Consider the following 19,504-nt stretch of genomic DNA (forward strand, 5'->3'; position numbering starts at 1 on the left):
AAATGTAATAAAGCAACTCATTATCAATAACCTAAAGTAATTTAGCAGTGTAGAAAAGGCCCCAAATTTTTACCCAGAACTTTCGAATCTAAGTAGTAACGTAAAAATTGAAATGAAAATGAAAACAACATATCCACTAAGCATAATTTTAGCTCTAAGTTTCACTATATTATCTTTTGGAAAGCATAATAATAGTAACACCAGAGAAAACATAAGTTTAAATAAATCTTATCTAAATAATAATTCAGATACAAAAGTTGACAGTGAAGTATTGACTGATTTCTTTAAAAGATATTCTGATTTAAAAAAATACCAAAACGAGGTTGTTTCCTTATACAAAACAAGATCATACGGACCAATTTGGTTTGAAGATGACAAAATCAATGAGTTTGGAAAAACCTTGTATGATAAACTAAATGATACTTATGAGGAAGGTTTAATCTTTGAACTTCCTTATAAATATGAAATTGATCAAATTTTCAAAAAAGGATCAAGCGATAAACCATCAAAAGCTGATTCTGATATGCTTTTGACCTCTGCATACATAATATATATGAACCGTGTGTATGTTGGTTTAGATGCCGAAACTGCTAAGAAAACAGGATGGCTTCTTCCAAAAAAAGAAATATCTTATGATACTTTGTTAGATTCTCTAATGACTCAACCTACTTTATTAGAGAAAAATGACGAACTTCTTTTTAGCCAATACTATAAATTGCAAGACGCTCTTAAAAAATACAGAGAAATAGAAAAAGCTGGTGTTTGGAAACCTATTGTTGCCGAATCTCCATATAAAGATCTTCGACCTGATGCCAATACACCTACAATTGGACAAGTTAGAACGAGATTATTTATTTTAGGTGATTTAGATCATGATTCAAAAAGTAATTTTTATGATCGTGAATTAATGGATGGTGTAATGAAATATAAACTTAGAAATGGGTTTAAACCAAATTACATTCTGTCTGAAGATCATATTAAAGAAATGAACATTCCGTTGAAAGACAAGATTAATACCTTGATGGTCAATATGGAAAGATGCCGTTGGATTTCTCCAAAAATTCTAAAAGACAAAGAATATATTATTGTAAATATTCCTTCTTTTGAATTAGTATATGTAAAAAACGGAAAACCGGAACTTACTTCTAAAGTTTTTGTGGGATCTGCGGTGACTAAAACAACTATATTTAACGGAAATATTGATAAAATCGTTTTCAGTCCATATTGGACAGTTCCTCAAAGTATTGTTGATAATGAATTGAAAATGAAAATGGCTGCCGATCCTAATTATCTGGCAGAAAAAAATATGGAAATGGTTAATGGTCAAGTAAGACAAAAACCAGGTCCAAACAATTCTCTTGGATTAGTGAAATTTATTTTCCCAAATCCTGAAGATATTTACATGCACGATACTCCTGCAAAATCATTATTTGATTTTGAAAGAAGAACTTTTAGCCACGGATGTATTAACGTAAACAAAGCAAAAGAATTAGCTATTGCCATGCTTAAAGATTATCCGGAATGGACAACAGAAAAAATCAATACAGCAATGGAAGGAAAAACCGAAACTACTTTTAAACTGCCAAATAAAGTGCCTATTTACATTACTTATTTTACTTCATGGGTTCATGATTCCGGCGAAGTAAGTTTTTATCAGGATGTTTATGAAAAAGATACTGAGTTAAATAATTTCTTATTTCCAGTTGATGGCGTAGCTTCAAACTAATATAGAATAAATCATAAATAAGATAAAATCGGGAATTCACTTAAATGAATCCCGATTTTATGTTTTTAAAAAATAACCTAACTTGTTGTTTTTAAAACTTTTAAGTCTGTAAATATTTTGATTTCTGTCGCAACTTTGCAGTGTAATACTACCACTAATATTAATTGCAAAATCAATTTATCATGAAAACAGAAAATATCGATGGATTAACACTTTTTGAAATAAATTTATTAATTCAGCAAGGAGCAAGATTTGTAATGTTCCCTAATATGATGAGCAAATCTAAAAACTCAACTATTTATTTTGTTCGCCCTGAAGAAAAAACTTTTAAATATGCCATAAAACACTTTTTAAAAAATATAGCAAATTGCTGGCATACAATACCTTTTAGACCACTTTATCTTTCTAAATCTTTATTTTATTTAGCTATTGGCGGTCAAAATTACACTCATGCAGTACTAGCAGATTTAAAAACCATAAATCCTGTCTACAACCCAAACCTATACTGCTTACAATACGTTTAAACTGCCTTTTTTGTCCCTAAAAATCTTAGTTATAAATATGTTTCGGTAAACCAAAAGCTATCCAGCCATCAGGCAATCCCTACTCTGCCTAAAAAAAATGCTTATTAGTAATTTGTTTATCTGAAACAAACAAAAATCATCTTATAAAATTATAAGATGATTTTTTGTTATTAATGCCTACTGAAAATTTCCTGATTTTCTATATCTATAAAACTACATATAGATTTTGTTTGAAATAGCGCCCTCATTTTTTTGTCTTAAAATACTATTTTAAAATCATCTTGAGGCTTATAGGGTGATAGATTAAATAGAGATTTGCAGATTCCAAATCATCCATTTTCAAATGAAAAAATACATTTTAATTTTTAGTTTTATTTTAACAGCTTTACTTATTTCATGCAATAAATTTACAACAGAAAATGGGATTATATCTGATGGAATCAGCAATCCAAAACCACCAAAAGCTATAGGCCCTCCGCGTATATTATTTATAGGAAATAGCCAAATTGAATATTTTGTAAGTGCTCCTACTCTGTTTCAGGAATTATGTAATTGTAACAATAAACATATAAATGTACAGCAATTGGTAACAATGGGAGTTTCACTTGATAAAGTTTATTATACTAACAAAACAGAAGCGAATCAAATTTTTTCTAATATCGATAAGGATGGAAATTATTATGATTTTGTTGTGCTTCAGGAAGCGACGCCAATTGCATTAACAGATCTTGAAAAGTACAGATCAAATTTAAAATTAATTGTAGAAAAAATACATAAAAATAGTCCGGATGTTGCCATATATGTCTATCAAAATATGTCTCCATTACCCTATACAAATCCAGAATATGAAGATTATTACAAAGAATTGCAAAAGAATGCCATTTTAGCCGCCGCTTTTATTAAAAATGCAGGTTTATTGAGGGTTGGTGATGCTGTTAAAGATGCATATGACGGTAAAAGCGGTTATAAATATTTAAGTGATAATAAAGATAATCTTCGTTATGGTAAAAATATACTTCACTTTACAAACGATGGTGGTTTTTTACAGGCAGTTTTACTATACTCAGCTATATTTAACAAAACACCAATTATTCCCAAAAAACTTATTTTAAGCACTGGAACTGGAGAGAAGGACAACATGAGAAAACAAGAAGTGAATAAAGTAATCAGTAATCCAAAGGCTTTAGAAGAAATAGCTTTTAATAATCGTTAAACCTTAAAAACAAAAAATCATCTTATAGTTTATAAGATGATTTTTTTATTTTGTTTCATCTGAAAATTAATATCTTTCAGAAAATTAACCTGATAAAAAATTAACCTTCTATTACTATGAATGACGATTATCAACCTCAAAAAAATTGGTGGGACAGAAACTGGAAATGGTTTGTACCAACAGGATGTTTAAGCCTTTTAGTGCTTTTTGCATTATTTATTGGCGGAATATTTTTTGGAGTAACATCAATGATGAAAGATTCTGATGCTTTTAAAGAATCGATGGCAGCTGTACAGCACAATAAAGTTGTAGTCGAAAAATTAGGAAACCCAATTGAAACTGACGGAATGATATCCGGAAGCATCAGTACAAGCAACAATACCGGAAATTGCGATTTACAAATTCCAATAAAAGGCCCTAAAGGAAAAGCTACTTTATTTGTTGTTGCTACAAAAAGAGGAAAATGGAAATACGATCAATTGTCTGTTTATATCGAAAAAACAAAAGAAGAAATAGATTTATTGAAGAAATAGATTTTTAAAGATGCTAAGACACTAAGGTACTGAGATGCTGAGTTTTTTTTACTATTTGATTTTGTACTGAATTAAAATATTACGAATGTTAATAATAAAACAAAATGTTACGTGTCGTTAAATAAATTGTGGCTTTATTTTTGAATATGTAGTATTTTTGAACCTTAATAAACCCCAATAAATGAAAAAGATTTTTTTATTAGCTATTACCTTTTCTCTAACGTCATGTGCACAGGTACAGCAGACTTTAAATCAATTACCGCAAATATCTTCTCAGATTCCGGGAGTTGGCGGAGTTGATATCGCTTCTGGATTAAAAGAAGCCCTAAACAAAGGAATTACGCAGCAAGTAAGTAAATTAACCGCTGTAGATGGTTTTTATAAAAATGAAGCCGTAAAAATTTTAATGCCGGAAGAATTACAAAAAGTAGATGCTACATTACGTAAAATTGGTCTTGGCTCGCTGGCCGATGAAGGAATAAAAGTTTTAAACCGTGCTGCCGAAGATGCTGTAAAAGAAGCAACACCTATATTTGTTTCGGCAGTTAAAAATATGTCGTTTACCGATGCTAAAAATATCTTGTTAGGAAACGACAGTGCAGCAACAAGCTATTTACAAGGAACTACATCAACAGCTTTATACGGAAAATTTAATCCGGTAATTAAAAGCTCTTTTGCAAAAGTGGGTGCCGATGTTGTCTGGACAAAAATCATTAACAAATACAACACTATCCCGTTAGTAAAAAAAGTAAATCCTGATTTAACTGATTATACAACTAATCAGGCACTAGCCGGGGTTTTTAAAATGATTGCCGTAGAAGAAAAAGATATCCGTAATAACATCAGTGCAAGAACAACGCCTTTATTAAAAAGTGTTTTTGCAATGCAGGACGGAAAATAGTTTTGTTGAACTGTTTAATCGTTTAATTGTTTAACTGGAATTTACGATTTAGCATTTAAACGATTAAACAAATCAACGATTAACCGATTAACCAATAAAACCAAATGCAAAAAATAACCATTCTGATTCATTGCAAAGACCAAAAAAATATCATTGCATCAGTAACTACTTTTATTGCAAAAGTAGAAGGAAATATTACCTACATCGACCAGCATGTTGATGTGGAGCAAAATGTATTTTTTATGCGATTGGAATGTGAATTTACCAATCCTAAAATTACCATTCAATCCTTAAAGGAAGAATTCAATAAAACTCTCGCTGTCGATTTTAATATGTCATGGGATTTGTACAATCAGGAACAAAAGCCAAAAATGGCATTGTTTGTTTCTAAATATGATCATTGTTTATTTGATATTTTAGGACGATACAGCGCAGAAGAATTAAATATTGAAATTCCGGTTATTATAAGCAATCATAACGATTTACGATCTGTTGCAGAACGTTTTGATATTCCGTTTCACTGTGTTCCTTTTACGAAAGACAACAAGGAAGAAGGCGAAGCAAAACAAATTGAGCTTTTAAAAAGATATGATATCGATTTTATTGTTTTAGCGCGCTATATGCAGATTATTACGCCAAAATTAATTTCTCTTTACGAAAATAGGATTATCAATATCCACCATTCCTTTTTACCGGCATTTCCGGGTGCAAAACCATATCATTCGGCGTTTAAACGCGGAGTGAAAATTATTGGCGCAACAAGCCATTATGTTACCGAAGAATTAGATGAAGGTCCAATAATCGAGCAGGATATTGCTAGAGTTTCTCATATTCATTCTGTTGAAGATTTTATTATGAAAGGACGTGATTTAGAGCGTATTGTTTTGGCAAGGGCTATTAAATTACATTCTGAACATAAAACAATGGTTTATAGCAATAAGACGGTTGTTTTTTCTTAGATACTAAGGTTCTAAGATGCTAAGTTTTTTTCACAAAGGTTTTGTGTATAAGTTTGCCCACGGATTTAACTGATAAAACGGGTTTTCGCGGGTTTATTTTATTAACCTTTGAACCTAAATAAAAACCCGATGGGATTTTAAAATCTCATCGGGTTCTTTGTACATATAAAACTGGACTGAAGTCCAGTCCTACAATACGGGTCGAGCCGAAGGCTCTTTTATAGTTCCGAAGGAACAAATTATATTGTAGAGCTGGACTTCAGTCCAGTTTAAATTCATATTGATATCAAATAACAAACCCGACAGGTTTTAAAACCTGTCGGGTTTATTTTATTACATCCGAGAGAAACCTTAGAATCTTAGAAACTTAGTCCCTCAGAACCTTTTTTAACGAACCACAATCGATAATCTTGGATCGTCAAAAGTGTTTACTTCATCCATTGTTAAGCCTAGTGCATTTGCAACACCTTCTCCGTAAGCAGGATCAGCTTTGTAGCAGTTTCTGATATGACGAATCTGGATAAACTTTTGAGCACCTCCAACTTGTGCTGCGGTATTTTTAAACAACAATTGTTTTTTCTCTGGAGTTAATAAGTTGAATAATAACCCTGGCTGAGTGAAATAATCGTTATCGTCATCTCTAAAATTATGTGCCCATGCATCACCGTGAAGTTTCAATGGTGGTTCTTTAAATTCTGGCTGTTCCTGCATTTCGCCAAAACTATTTGGTTCGTAATGTTTTTTAGATCCGTTATTTCCGTCAACACGCATTGCTCCGTCTCTATGGAAAGTATTGTATGGGCATCTTGCTGAATTTACCGGAATTTGGAAATTGTTTACTCCTAAACGGTATCTGTGTGCATCACCGTAAGAGAACAAACGCGCTTGCAGCATTTTATCTGGTGAGAAGCTAATTCCCGGAACCACATGCGCCGGATTAAATGCAGCCTGCTCTACTTCTGCAAAATAATTTTCAGGATTTTTGTTTAATTCGAATTCTCCAACCGGAATCAATGGGAAATCTTTTTTCAACCAAACTTTAGTCAAATCAAACGGATGAAAACGATAATTTTCAGCTTGTTCTTCGGTCATGATTTGAACAAATAATTTCCATTTTGGGAAGTTTCCTTCTTCAATAGCATCAAATAAATCTCTTTGGTGGCTTTCTCTGTCGCCGCCCACTAATTGAGCTGCTTCTTCATCCGAAAGGTTATCAATTCCCTGTTGTGTTACAAAATGGAATTTCACATAATGTCTTTCATTTTGTTTGTTAATAAAACTAAATGTATGACTACCAAATCCGTGCATTTGTCTGTATGATCTAGGAATTCCTCTATCACTCATTACAATCGTCACTTGGTGTAAAGCTTCTGGTAATAATGTCCAAAAATCCCAATTGTTATCAGCACTTCTCAGGTTGGTTTTTGGGTCACGTTTTACGGCGTGGTTTAAGTCTGGAAATTTCATTGGATCTCTAAAAAAGAATACTGGAGTATTGTTTCCAACTAAATCCCAGTTTCCTTCATTTGTATAAAATTTCAAAGCAAAACCACGAATATCTCTTTCGGCATCAGCAGCACCTCTTTCTCCTGCAACAGTAGAAAAACGAGCAAACATTTCTGTTTTTTTACCAATTTCCGAAAACAAATCGGCTCTTGTGTATTTTGTAATATCGTGAGTTACCGTAAAAGTTCCGTAAGCGCCAGATCCTTTCGCATGCATACGACGTTCCGGGATTACCTCTCGATCAAAATGTGCCATTTTTTCTAAGAACCAAAAATCTTGTAATAAAACGGGGCCTCGCGGACCTGCTGTTTGAATATTTTGGTTGTCTGGAACTGGAGTTCCTGTAGCAGTTGTTAATTTTTTGTTTGAATCCATATCGCTGATTTTTAATGTTTTATCAAATATACAAACTAATTCCTACGATATTCATAAACAAAATTGATTGTTATTATATTTTAATAATCAAAAATTATTTAACGCTGCAGAAAGCTCAAAAACGGGTTTTGACAAATCTTAACTTATGGTCAACAAAGTAATAACAAAACCTTAACAGCTTAAGATTGATATATGTCGGACATTTGTAATGTAATAAACTGGTTATTTATTATTTTGGTTTTGGTTAGTTAAATGATGCCGGCGTCTTCGAGATGCCGGCATTCTTTTTTTATGAAATTTTGGTTTCAGGTTTCAAGTTTTCTTTGTTTCAAGTTGCTTACTTTGAGCATAATTTTAACCGCAAAGAGCGCTAAGTTTTTTTCGCAAAATTCACAAAGTTATATCCCTAAATCTTTAACATTAACTTATATCCAACAAAGTAATAACAAGAACTTAACAGCATAAGATTGATATATGTCGGATCTTTGTAATGTAATAAACTGGTTATTTATTATTTTGGTTTTGGTTAGTTAAATAATGCCGGCGTCCTTGAGATGCCGGCATTATTTTTTGTGTAAAGTTTGTTTCAGGTTTCATGTTTTCTTTGTTTCAGGTTGCTTTACGTTGAACGTAATTTCAACCGCAAAGCACACAAAGGTTTTTTATTTTTGAGTGTTTTATACAAACGCAAAGTTCGCAAAGCTTTGTGTAAAAAACTTTGCGAACTTTGCGTAAATCTTAGCGCTCTTTGCGGTTAAGCTTCCAAGAACTTGAAACCTGAAACTTGAAACAAAAGAAAACTAATTCTTCAATCTTTCGTGTAGTAGTTTAAAATAAGAGAAAGCTTTTAATAATCGGCTGCCGTGCCACGAGAACATTTCGCCGTCGACAAAAATTGTTTTGGCGTGATGTGTAAACCTTCCAATTTCAAAGGCATCTTCTTCTTTATAAGCGTACGGTTCTGAGGAAAGAAAGACGATATCAGGATCGCCTTCTAAACGTATTTTTTTAAGTTCGATTTCAGGATAACGTCCTTTATCTTCGTAAATATTTTTAAAATGATTCAGTTTTAATAACTCATTTATATAAGTATCTTTTCCTGCAACCATATAAGGATTTTTCCAAATAAAATAAGCTGCTTTCTTTACTTCAATATCCTGAATATATTTTTTGAAATCGCTCAAGGCGAAAGTCAATTTATCATTCCACTTTTGAGATTCGGTTCTGCAATTGAATAATTGTCCGAAATCTGAAATCATTTGGAAATTATCTTCTATAGAAACTATATTCGTAACCCAAACCGGGCAGATTTCCTGTAATTGTTTTACGATTTCTTCTGTGTTTTCTTCTTTATTACAAATGATAATATCGGGTTGTAATAGCTTTATTTTTTCGAAATGGATTTTCTTGGTTCCACCAACAATCTTCTTGGTAGATTTTAAATGATACGGATGCACGCAAAACTTCGTAATCCCGATGATCTTTTCTTCCAAACCTAAATCATACAATAATTCGGTTTGAGAAGGAACCAAAGAAATAATTCTTTTTGGAGCTGTCTCAAAAGAATGAACGGTCCCTATTTGATCAGTTAACTGTTTCATTTTATTTAGATTGTCTTTTTTAACCGCAAAGTTCGCAAAGATTTACGCTAAGAACGCAAAGTTTATTTCTTTGCGAACCTTGCGTTAAAACCTTAGCGAACTTTGCGGTTAATTTATTTATAAAGTTATTTAAAACCTAGCATCAATAATCTCTGCCATTTCTTTTTGAACTGATAAAGCCTCTTCCCTGGCCTTTTCTGCAAAGTCTGTTCCTTTTGAAGCGTAGATAATGGCTCTTGCCGAGTTTACCAGCAATCCGATTTTATCGTTCATTCCGTATTTGCATACTTCAGATAAACTTCCGCCTTGAGCACCAATTCCGGGAACTAGTAAAAAGTTATCTGGGACAATTTTTCTTATGTCGGCAAAATATTCTGCTTTTGTAGCTCCAACCACATACATTAAGTTATGGCTGTTTTTCCATGTTTTAGAGGTTTCTAAAACTTGTTTGTATAATTCTGTTCCGTTTGTGTTTAAAGTCTGAAAATCGAAAGCACCTTCGTTTGAAGTTAAGGTTAACATAATGGTATGTTTATTTTCGAAGGCAAGAAAAGGCTCAACAGAGTCTTTTCCCATATAAGGTGCAACGGTTACACTGTCAAAATTTAAATCTTCAAAAAAAGCTTTGGCATACATGCTCGACGTATTTCCAATATCACCGCGTTTAGCATCGGCAATCGTAAAAATATCAGGATAATTTTCGTTGATGTAATTGATTGTTTTTTGCAGAGACATCCATCCTTTTATTCCGTATGCTTCAAAGAAAGCGGTGTTTGGTTTGTAGCCAACGGTTAAATCGTGAGTAGCATCGATTATCGCTTTATTAAATTCAAAAATTGGATCTTCTGTTTCTAATAAATGCGGTGGAATTTTAGCCAGATCAGGATCTAAGCCTACGCATAAAAATGTTTTTTTTTGAAGAATTTGTTCGTGTAGTTGTTGTGTAGTCATATTGTTTTTTTAGTTCTTTTTCAAAGATTTTATTCTTTTTAGAAAGTATGCAAAAATAAAAAAAGCCACTCAATTAAGAATGGCTTTTTGGTTTTATATTCAACAGCAATTATAAATTACCTAAGTAAACAATTTCTGTTCTTCTGTTTTCGGCTCTTCCTAAAGCAGTTTTATTTGTTTTTACCGGTTTTGAAGCTCCATAACCTTTCGAAGTTAAATTAGCAGGATTTACTCCTTTTTCAATTAAAAGATCCATTACCGCTTTTGCTCTTGCCTCAGATAATTTCTGATTTGCTTTTGCATTTCCAACATTATCGGTATGTCCGTTAATTGCAAATTTAGCATTTGGATAGTTTTTCAAAATTTCTTTGATTGCGTCAAGTCTTCCTGAAGTTTCTCCCATTTTAGCATTGTCTAAAGTTGCTTTTCCTGTGTTGAAGAAAATAGATTTAGCTTCTACTTTTAATTGTGCTAATGTTTCTTTAGTTACTTTAGGACAGCCTTTATTATCAGCTGGTCCAAATACAAGAGGACAATCATCTTCTTTATCTAAAACACCATCTTTATCTGCATCAAGATCTGGACAGCCTTTGTTTTCTGCTAATCCAGCAACATTTGGACATGCATCATCTTTATCTAAAACACCGTCTCCATCTGTATCTGGCCAAGGGCATCCTTTATTTTCTACCGGACCTGCAACTGCTGGACAAGCATCAACATTATCTAACAAAGTATCTCCGTCAGAATCTTTCCACGGACATCCTTTGTTTTCTTTTGGACCTTTTACATCCGGACAAGCATCGTCTTTATCAAAAACTTTGTCACCATCTGTATCTGGCCATGGGCATCCATTATTTTCTTTTGGGCCGGCTACTTTTTTACAAGCGTCTTCTTTATCAATAATTCCGTCTCCGTCTGTATCTTTAAATTGTTTTTCGTAAACCGGAATTTTCATCCCAATATGAAAATCTGCTCCTTTTGATTCTTTTGAAACTAAATTGCTCAAAATAGAACCAGAACCTATAAAGAAAACTCCTGTGCGTATACCTGTACCAACTTGCATACCGCTGTATTCCATATACGTTACCGGAACATAAAAGCTAAACCATCTGCTTTCATAGCGAGGCGTTAACGTTACTCTGTCTGCGATTCCGTATGAATTTAATTTATCAGCAGAAACCATACTAATGTCTCCGTTAAGATTCAAATAGAATTTATTGTACATATTCCAGTCAACATCAGCATGAATGGCTGTTGGCAGATTTGTTTTAACTCCTTTTGAAGTTGAAACTTTAGTATAATAGTAGTTTAAAAAATCATATAAATTATCTTCATTATCAATCATTTGTCGTGTTACAACACCATCTATATTGTATGTATCTAATTTAGAATTTTTGTAGTTAATCGATCCAATATCTGTAACCGATAATCCGAAACGTAATTTGTATTTATTTAAATCTCTGAAATTATTATCTGCAGGTCTGGCATTTCTCAAATCGTATTGATCATAATCTGGTCTCCATTCGTAAACCAATCCAAAATCAAAACCAAATCCGCGTGAAGCAGAATCAAAATCATAATCTCGATTATTTTCCCAATCCTGACTCCCCCCTATTGTAATTTCTCCACTCGATTTTACTAATCCTAATTGGGGATTTGTTGTGTTCTCCACATAAGTTACACTAACATTTTTACCTTGAGCATAAGCATTAGCTCCCCCTTGTAGATATTTAGCGGTCAAACCTCCTTTTAAAAAGTGCTGATTGTTTTGGTATAAAACCGCCGCATACGAGATTCCTAATTCTCCCCAAGCATGTGAGGATCCGTTTGGGTTTCCTAAATTAAAATTAAAATCGCTTGCTTCATCTAAACCATCTTTTACCTGATCTACCAAATATCCGTTGATTTTCTTTGCATTTGTTATTGATCTTGCTCTTGTAAATACTGCAATTGTGTGTTTTGGAGCAATATTAAACATGAATGACGGTCCCATAACATCAACATTTACTAATGCATTATTGGCATTTTTTGGAAACATTTTAGACTCGCTGTCAAAATCATAACCTTTTTTATAAGTATCAAAAACTTTAACTCCGTACAAATCATTTTGTACAGATCCGCTAACAGAAAATATATTTATATCTGTTTTAAAACGGGAATCGGCTATAGAAGCCGGATTAAAAAGAACGCTTTGTACACCCGCGTAATTATCATGAAAATAACCTAAATAAGACTGTGCTTTGGCTGATACGGAAGTAATTAAAATAAATAAAATGAGTAACTGTTTTTTCATTAATCAGGGGTTTTAGTTTTAGTTGGCGGCAAAACTACAATTTTGAAATCATTAATATGTTATGAAAACATTGAATTCATGTAACATCTTTGGCTAATTATGTAAGATGCGCCAAGCTCTTCCTTTTTATTTTTGAATCGAACCCAAAAAACAACAATTATGACTCCACATATCGGAATATCTGCTTCAAACTTAAAAAAGAGCTCTACTATATTAGCCACGATTTTATCAAACGAAATGACACTTTACGTTAAAACGAGAAAGTTTCACTGGAATATTTCAGGAAATAGTTTTATGGAACTGCATAAATTATTTGAGGAACAATACCGAATTTTAGAAGCGCAGATTGATGAAGTTGCAGAAAGAATTAGTCAGCTTGGCGAAAAAACAATTGGTACAATGAAGGAATTTATCGAAAATTCGACTCTTAAAGAATCTCCAAAAGAATATACTTCGCAAAAACATATGCTTGAGGAACTTTTAGAAAACCACGAACAATTGGTTACAGAATTTAGAGGTTATATTCCGGTTTTTGAAAATGAAGCAAAAGATGCCGGATCTGCAGATTTTGTTACGGGACTGCTGCAGGAACACGAAAAAATGGCTTGGATTTTACGTCGTTATCAGGCGTAAATAAAGGCAAAATGTGAATTATGCAACGATCATCGAAATTCCTGTAACACCATTTTCATGTAGAAACTGCAACTTTACATTGTAATAATCACAAAACAAACGCGATCATGAATACTACAGAAATAAAAGGAAATTGGAATGAGTTAAAAGGAAAACTAAAGCAAAAATATGCTGAGTTGACAGATGATGATTTAATTTATGCTGAAGGAAAAGAAGATGAATTGTATGGAAAACTTCAGCAAAAGTTAGGTAAAACTAAAGAAGAATTTCATCAAATTTTGTCAGATTTGTAAACCTTCTGGCTCAATCAGGAAATACCGTCTAGTAATTAAATGTATTAGGCGGTATTTTTTTGAAACTTTTAGCGATTATTATTACTGTTTATCGATTTTTAAAAAACATTAAACGCGGTAACCCCAAATAATTTATTTATCTTTAACCAAATTTTTTACAAAAATGAAGCTATTTATAAAGTTCGACATAAATACCATCTGTTCACTTTATCTAAAACAAAACCTGGAAGAGCAAAATATTAATTTTACCAGTTTAGGATTTGGCGAAATTGAGATTGATGACAATCTTGATGCTGATGCACTCGAAACTTTAAAAAATAATTTAACCCCGCATGGTTTTGAAGTTGTCGAAAATCAGAAAAGTGTTTTAGTACAGAAAATCAAAGATGCTATAATTGAACTGGTTTTTATGGAAGACAGTAACAATTATAAAAGTTCTGTATTTTTAGCAGAAAAACTCAACCATAGTTATGGTTATTTATCCAATGTTTTTTCAGAAGTTACTTATTCGTCTATCGAAAACTTCATCATTTTACAAAAAATAGAAAGAGCAAAACAATTAATTATTATTAATGAAATGAGTTTGACAGAAATTGCTTTTTTGTTAAATTACTCCAGCGTTGCGCATTTAAGCACGCAGTTTAAAAATACGACCGGAATTACTCCGTCGGCATTTCAAAGAATAATTAAAAAACGAAGAGAAAATTTAAAATAAAAAACCAAATACCATACTAAAATGCAAAAAAACGCATTAAATATTTTACTGGCGGATGATGACGAGGATGATCGTCTTTTTTTTAAGGATGCTTTTGAGGAAATCAAGATACAAACAAACGTAGAGTTTGTTCATGATGGAATGCAGTTAATGGAGCATTTAATGGACCAGGATAACAAACTGCCTGATATTTTGTTTCTGGATTTAAATATGCCAAAAAAAACTGGTAAAGAGTGTTTGATTGAAATTAAAAAAACAGAGCATCTTAAAAATATAATTATTGCAATCTATTCTACTTCATCTTCTGAAGAAGATATTGAAGACACTTTTATTCAGGGTGCCAATATTTATATCAAAAAACCAAGCGATTTTAATACGCTGAAAAAAATAATTAATGAAGTCGTGACCGTAAACTGGCACTATCATACCTCTGGGTTAAATCGTGATAATTTCTTGCTGCGACTAAAATAAAAGTATACCAATGAAATGGATACCAAATTTTAATTCTTCAAACTCTTTGAGAGTTATTTTTGTAATCGCAGTTTTCATTCTGTTATTTCTTTCTTCTATTGCTTATAAACATAATCAGGACTTGAACGAATCAAGTAAACTGGTTATGCATACATACGAAATAAACATTCAGTTAGAAAGATTAATGTCGGCAATTAAGGACGCCGAAACCGGGCAGAGAGGTTATATTATTACCCGAAATGCCCGTTTTTTAACTCCTTATATTTATTCTCGCGATAAGGTAAACACTTCATTTATTACTTTAAAAAAATTAACTGCTGACAATCCCGTTCAGCAGGCAAATCTTCGAAGGCTATTCAAACTCATTATTCAGCGTTTTGTTTCTTTCGAAAATTGTTTAAAATACAGCGATCCCAAAACATATGATAAACGACGACTCGATAATCATATGTTTGGGGGACGAATCCTGATGGAAAACATTCGTTTTAAAGTAGACGAAATGAACGACATCGAGAAAACGTATTTAAAAAACAGACTTAAAATTTATGATGACGAAATTTCTTTAAGTCCTCTTTTCTCTATTTCTCTTTTTTTAACGGCTTTATTTTTTATCCTTTTAGCTTTCAGACAAATCAGCAAAGATTTCCAGCGTTTAAAAGTTTTCAATAAAAGGCTTTTAATTTCAAACGGATTAATTTCAGAATCTGAAACTATTGGAAAATTCAGTACCTGGCAATGGGATTTAGATTCTAATAAAATCGATTATTCAGACAATCAATATCGTTTATTGGGCCATGATCCGGGTTCATTTGTACCTGTAAAAGAAACTTTTTTAGATTTCGTACATCCTGATGATAAAGAAAATGTTTCCAATTCGATTGAAGGAATTATAAAAAACAGGCAACTTCCGTTTGTTTATTATAAGGTACTGCTTCCGAGCCACGAAATCAGATATTTTAAATCTACCGGAAAATTATTGACCGACCAGCAGGGAAGTAAAATTTTACTGGGAATTAATTTTGATATTACAGATGAGCATTTGCTAAATATTGAATTGCAGGAACGTAATAAAGAATTGGAAAAAAGTAATAAGGAATTGGCTTCTTTCAACCACGTTGCGAGTCACGATTTACAGGAACCGCTGCGAAAAATCCAGACTTTTATTTCAAGGGTTTCTGATGCTGATAAAGCGGTCATGTCCCAAAGTGCCAGAGATTATATTGATAAAATTGAAGTTTCGGCAAAAAGAATGCGTGTATTGATTGATGATTTGCTTTTATTTTCGAGAACGAATACGACTAAGAAAGAATTTATAAAAACGAGCTTAGAGGAATTGCTTGAAAATGCCGAATCTGAATTAACAGAAGTTATTGATGAAAAAAGCGCCGTTATAGTTTCTAATAAACTTCCTAAGCTTGCCGTGATTCCGTATCAAATTGAACAGCTTTTTATCAACCTGATTGGAAATTCTTTAAAATACAGCAAACCAAATGTTATACCTTCTATAACTATTGAAAGCAATAAAGTCAATGCTGAAGATTATCCAAAATTGGATCAAAATATTAAAAAATACCACAAAATAACTTTTACGGATAACGGAATGGGATTTGATCCTCAGTTTAAAGAAACGATCTTTATTTTGTTTCAGCGTTTACATTCAAAAACTGATTATCCCGGAACCGGAATTGGTTTGGCGATTTGTAAGAAAATCGTAGAGAACCATAAAGGATTTATTATGGCCGACAGTGAGCCAAATAAAGGTTCTGTTTTTACCATATTTCTTCCTGACTAAATTCGTCAGCACCCTAAAACACTACATTTTAAACGTTATATAAATTCTTTATGGGAATTATATAACGTTTCTTTTTTATGCTGTAAAGCAAAACGTTGTATTCGTTAGCATCTTTGTAATGTAATACTTTAAGAAGTAATAATGAAAAAAATTCAAGTACTAAAAGCAGCATTTTTTAAGGTACTAATTTTATTGATTATGATTTGTGTTTCATCATGCAGACAAAATAATTCAATAGAAAATACATTAAAAAAAAATGAAGCTTTTACCAAAAATGAAGAAGAAGAAACAACAGCCTTTTTTTTTATTGAAACGGCCAATCTTGGAAAAACAATTATTTCTAAAAGTCAAATTGCACAACAAAAAAGTTCAGACAATTCAATAGTGATTTTAGGTAAAAATATCGAAAGACATCAAAATCGACTGCTGCAGGAAATAACAGAATTAGCAAATAAAAAACTGATTATAATTTCTGAAATAAATGCAACACACAGAAGAGATACTTATGAATTGATTACCGCAAGTCCTAAGGATTTCAACAAAGTGTATTTAAATTCTATGAAAGAATGCCTGGAACAGCAAATTAAGTTATTAGAAACCGTTTCGAATGAAACTAACGATAAAATAATTTTAAAATTAGTATTAAAGTATTTGCCTGAACAATTTGATCTCTTAAGGGAAACCGAAAGAATCAGTAATGAAAAAAATTAAAAAAGAGAATTATTTAAAAGCCCGGATTACTAACTAAATTATTTTATTATGAAAATGCAAAACAATTTTTTATGCGCCTTAACCCTTTTTATCTCAGCTTCATTTGGAATGCTGCACGCTCAGGACAATAATGTAAACACAGAGTTTGGTGTAAAAGGAGGATTCAACATGTCTAACCTTTATGGTAGTGGAGAAGATGTAAATGACAACAATGTTTTATACGGTTTTAATGCCGGTGTTTATGCCACATTGCCAATTTCAGATTTTGTAGCTATTCAGCCAGAGGTTTTATTTACTACAAAAGGTGCTGAATTAGAATATGATAACGTTTTATCCCCAGGAACAGGAAACGCTAAATTCAAATTAAACTATATCGAAGTTCCTTTATTAGTGAGAGTTAACATTACTAAAAACTTTAATGTTCATGCCGGTGGATATGCATCGTATCTGGTAAGTTCTAAAGTTACAGGAAGCGGAGATATTGATTTTGATCAGAATATCGACACAGATGACCTAAACAAATTTGATGCGGGTATTGCTGCAGGTGTTGGAGTAGATTTTGACCCTATAAGCATCGGATTACGTTATAATTATGGTCTTACAACTGTTGGAAAAGAAAGAACTGATGCCGGAATAACTTATACTGTTCCAGACGCAAAAAACAGCAATTTGACCTTATACCTTTCGTATAAGTTAAATTAAAACATTAATTACTAACCCATTAAAATAAACAACCATGTCAAATTTATTATATACCGTAGCAGTAATACTTGTTATTCTGTGGGCTCTTGGGTTCTTTGTATACAGTTTCGGAAGTATCATCCATATTTTATTAGTAATCGCCATTATCGCCATTTTACTGAGACTTATCAAAGGCCGGGAGATTTAAAAATTAATCAACATTAAATAAATATATTAATCTATTAAAAATCAATATTATGAAAGCATCTAGCACAATTTTAGGAATCGTAGGAGCTGCAGCAGCAGGAGCATTATTAGGAGTATTATTTGCACCGGACAAAGGTTCAAATACCAGAAAAAAAATCAAAGATAAATCGAAAGATTACGGAGATAATATCAAAACTAAATTTGATGGTATTGTAAGCACAATCACTTCAAACGGTAAAGACATCATCGAGGAAGGAAAAGCAAAATTCAATCAGGTAAAAGATGATTTCAATACAGCTAAAGATGAAGCTAAAACTGTAAAATCAAACTACTAATACAAAGTGATTTTTTCAAACCATAAATACCAACATCATGGAACCAAATGCAACAACAAACCAGGACTTAAATCTATATGAAAAAGCTGAAAATTATACAAAAACGAGTCTTGAATTATTAAAACTCAAAACAATAAGTTCAGTCGCCGATGGTGTTTCATCATTAGCATCAAAGATAGCAGTGGGTGTTGTTGTTGCATTTTTTACTTTGTTCCTTAATGTTGGTTTAAGTTTATGGATTGGAAAAGAACTTGGGGAATATTATTTTGGCTTTTTTATCATGGCACTTTTCTATTTAATAGTGGCCATTGTACTGCACAAATCGCATCACAAGCTGATAAAAACCCCAATTGGGAACTCGATTATTTCGAGTATTTTAAAAGAGAAATAAAACTGATTTAAAACTATTAATAACTAAAAAAGACTATTATGGAGCCTATTTTCACTATTGATGAATTAAATCAGAGAATAAAACTATTAGAAGATCGTCAGGATACTGAATGGTGCGACATTAAAGACCATATCGAGGATATTAAAGAGAATTTAAAACCTATTAATCTCATTCGAAATACGGTCGAAGAAATCAACGAAACTGTTGGTTTTAAAAGCCATCTGGCACAATCTGCCATCAGCATCGGAATTGGATATCTTGCCAAAAGATTTATTGTAGGTAAAGGCGATTCGATGTTTAAAGGAATTTTAGGCTCAATCATTCAGCTTATAGTAACCAATCTGGTTTCGAAACCAAGCGAATCTTCGCATGATACTTCTGAAGAAGAATCATCACAATACGAACCATCTAGAGAGTAATTTGTTAAACTTAAATTTTAAACGTTATGGAAAAATTAAGCCACATAGTATTAAAAAACGGTGTATACATGTACTCTAATCTATATAAATGTTTTGAATACACACGAGTATTTTTTGGTATCTAACTCGTTTATACGTTTCTGCTATTACAAACGGTTAAACAGTTAATACTTTTAATATATTTTTAAGGTTCTGAGGTTCTAAGTTGCTAAGATTTTTAGTTTCTAAGTAATAAAGTTTTCTGAACCAAAAAAGAGATTGTTTCACATAAGTG

Annotated in this window: 21 protein-coding genes; 17 read left to right on the plus strand and 4 right to left on the minus strand. The window is 32.2% G+C overall.

Going from position 1 to position 19,504, the window contains the following annotated elements:
* Window positions 1-118 precede the first annotated feature (118 nt).
* The 6 genes from J2Y38_RS09075 to purU all read left to right on the plus strand — a co-directional run bounded on the left by J2Y38_RS09075 (window position 119) and on the right by purU (window position 5,856).
* Window positions 119-1,726 (plus strand): L,D-transpeptidase family protein, encoded by a 1,608-nt coding sequence (locus tag J2Y38_RS09075; RefSeq protein ID WP_309841444.1) that lies wholly within the window; start codon window positions 119-121, stop codon window positions 1,724-1,726.
* A gap of 182 nt (window positions 1,727-1,908) precedes the next feature.
* Window positions 1,909-2,250, plus strand: coding sequence for a hypothetical protein (locus J2Y38_RS09080; protein ID WP_309841446.1), 342 nt, complete (start codon window positions 1,909-1,911; stop codon window positions 2,248-2,250).
* A gap of 343 nt (window positions 2,251-2,593) precedes the next feature.
* Window positions 2,594-3,463 (plus strand): hypothetical protein, encoded by an 870-nt coding sequence (locus J2Y38_RS09085; RefSeq protein WP_309841448.1) that lies wholly within the window; start codon window positions 2,594-2,596, stop codon window positions 3,461-3,463.
* Between the two features lie 116 nt (window positions 3,464-3,579).
* Window positions 3,580-3,996, plus strand: coding sequence for a cytochrome c oxidase assembly factor Coa1 family protein (locus J2Y38_RS09090; protein ID WP_309841451.1), 417 nt, complete (start codon window positions 3,580-3,582; stop codon window positions 3,994-3,996).
* Between the two features lie 181 nt (window positions 3,997-4,177).
* Complete coding sequence (locus J2Y38_RS09095; protein ID WP_309841453.1) at window positions 4,178-4,897, plus strand: DUF4197 domain-containing protein; 720 nt, start codon at window positions 4,178-4,180, stop codon at window positions 4,895-4,897.
* A gap of 104 nt (window positions 4,898-5,001) precedes the next feature.
* Entirely contained in the window at window positions 5,002-5,856 is an 855-nt protein-coding gene (gene purU / locus J2Y38_RS09100; RefSeq protein ID WP_309841456.1) for a formyltetrahydrofolate deformylase, read from the plus strand.
* Window positions 5,857-6,243: 387 nt separating this feature from the next.
* Here purU and J2Y38_RS09105 read toward each other — a convergent pair whose 3' ends face one another.
* The 4 genes from J2Y38_RS09105 to J2Y38_RS09120 form a co-directional block, all read right to left on the minus strand.
* On the minus strand, window positions 6,244-7,737 hold the full coding sequence (locus J2Y38_RS09105; RefSeq protein WP_309841459.1) for a catalase: 1,494 nt from the start codon (window positions 7,735-7,737) through the stop codon (window positions 6,244-6,246).
* A gap of 800 nt (window positions 7,738-8,537) precedes the next feature.
* The gene (locus J2Y38_RS09110) at window positions 8,538-9,338 is read right to left on the minus strand and encodes a helical backbone metal receptor (protein ID WP_309841461.1); all 801 of its coding nucleotides are present in this window, start codon (window positions 9,336-9,338) and stop codon (window positions 8,538-8,540) included.
* Window positions 9,339-9,467: 129 nt separating this feature from the next.
* Complete coding sequence (gene pyrF / locus J2Y38_RS09115; protein WP_309841463.1) at window positions 9,468-10,289, minus strand: orotidine-5'-phosphate decarboxylase; 822 nt, start codon at window positions 10,287-10,289, stop codon at window positions 9,468-9,470.
* Window positions 10,290-10,398: 109 nt separating this feature from the next.
* Window positions 10,399-12,582 (minus strand): DUF5723 family protein, encoded by a 2,184-nt coding sequence (locus J2Y38_RS09120; RefSeq protein WP_309841466.1) that lies wholly within the window; start codon window positions 12,580-12,582, stop codon window positions 10,399-10,401.
* 159 nt (window positions 12,583-12,741) lie between these two features.
* Here J2Y38_RS09120 and J2Y38_RS09125 point away from each other — a divergent pair, with 159 nt between their 5' ends.
* From J2Y38_RS09125 to J2Y38_RS09175, 11 genes are all read left to right on the plus strand, one after another.
* Complete coding sequence (locus J2Y38_RS09125; protein ID WP_309841469.1) at window positions 12,742-13,215, plus strand: DNA starvation/stationary phase protection protein; 474 nt, start codon at window positions 12,742-12,744, stop codon at window positions 13,213-13,215.
* Between the two features lie 107 nt (window positions 13,216-13,322).
* Entirely contained in the window at window positions 13,323-13,508 is a 186-nt protein-coding gene (locus tag J2Y38_RS09130) for a CsbD family protein (protein WP_053474138.1), read from the plus strand.
* Window positions 13,509-13,671: 163 nt separating this feature from the next.
* Window positions 13,672-14,223, plus strand: coding sequence for an AraC family transcriptional regulator (locus J2Y38_RS09135; protein ID WP_309841474.1), 552 nt, complete (start codon window positions 13,672-13,674; stop codon window positions 14,221-14,223).
* Window positions 14,224-14,244: 21 nt separating this feature from the next.
* Window positions 14,245-14,694 carry a response regulator gene (locus J2Y38_RS09140; RefSeq protein ID WP_053474140.1) on the plus strand — a complete coding sequence of 150 codons (450 nt, stop codon included), beginning with the start codon at window positions 14,245-14,247 and terminating at the stop codon, window positions 14,692-14,694.
* Window positions 14,695-14,704: 10 nt separating this feature from the next.
* Window positions 14,705-16,486 carry a CHASE3 domain-containing protein gene (locus J2Y38_RS09145; RefSeq protein ID WP_309841477.1) on the plus strand — a complete coding sequence of 594 codons (1,782 nt, stop codon included), beginning with the start codon at window positions 14,705-14,707 and terminating at the stop codon, window positions 16,484-16,486.
* Between the two features lie 141 nt (window positions 16,487-16,627).
* Window positions 16,628-17,197 carry a DUF4142 domain-containing protein gene (locus J2Y38_RS09150; RefSeq protein ID WP_309841479.1) on the plus strand — a complete coding sequence of 190 codons (570 nt, stop codon included), beginning with the start codon at window positions 16,628-16,630 and terminating at the stop codon, window positions 17,195-17,197.
* A 48-nt stretch (window positions 17,198-17,245) separates the two neighbouring features.
* Window positions 17,246-17,899, plus strand: coding sequence for a porin family protein (locus J2Y38_RS09155; protein ID WP_309841482.1), 654 nt, complete (start codon window positions 17,246-17,248; stop codon window positions 17,897-17,899).
* 34 nt (window positions 17,900-17,933) lie between these two features.
* Window positions 17,934-18,086 carry a lmo0937 family membrane protein gene (locus tag J2Y38_RS09160; protein ID WP_291149249.1) on the plus strand — a complete coding sequence of 51 codons (153 nt, stop codon included), beginning with the start codon at window positions 17,934-17,936 and terminating at the stop codon, window positions 18,084-18,086.
* A gap of 49 nt (window positions 18,087-18,135) precedes the next feature.
* Window positions 18,136-18,420, plus strand: coding sequence for a YtxH domain-containing protein (locus J2Y38_RS09165; protein WP_309841485.1), 285 nt, complete (start codon window positions 18,136-18,138; stop codon window positions 18,418-18,420).
* Window positions 18,421-18,457: 37 nt separating this feature from the next.
* On the plus strand, window positions 18,458-18,811 hold the full coding sequence (locus J2Y38_RS09170) for a hypothetical protein (protein WP_309841487.1): 354 nt from the start codon (window positions 18,458-18,460) through the stop codon (window positions 18,809-18,811).
* A 38-nt stretch (window positions 18,812-18,849) separates the two neighbouring features.
* Complete coding sequence (locus tag J2Y38_RS09175; protein ID WP_309841490.1) at window positions 18,850-19,230, plus strand: hypothetical protein; 381 nt, start codon at window positions 18,850-18,852, stop codon at window positions 19,228-19,230.
* The last annotated feature ends 274 nt before the right edge of the window (window positions 19,231-19,504 follow it).

Origin of the sequence: Flavobacterium sp. 2755, from assembly GCF_031455715.1 — a bacterium.
Taxonomy (GTDB): domain Bacteria; phylum Bacteroidota; class Bacteroidia; order Flavobacteriales; family Flavobacteriaceae; genus Flavobacterium.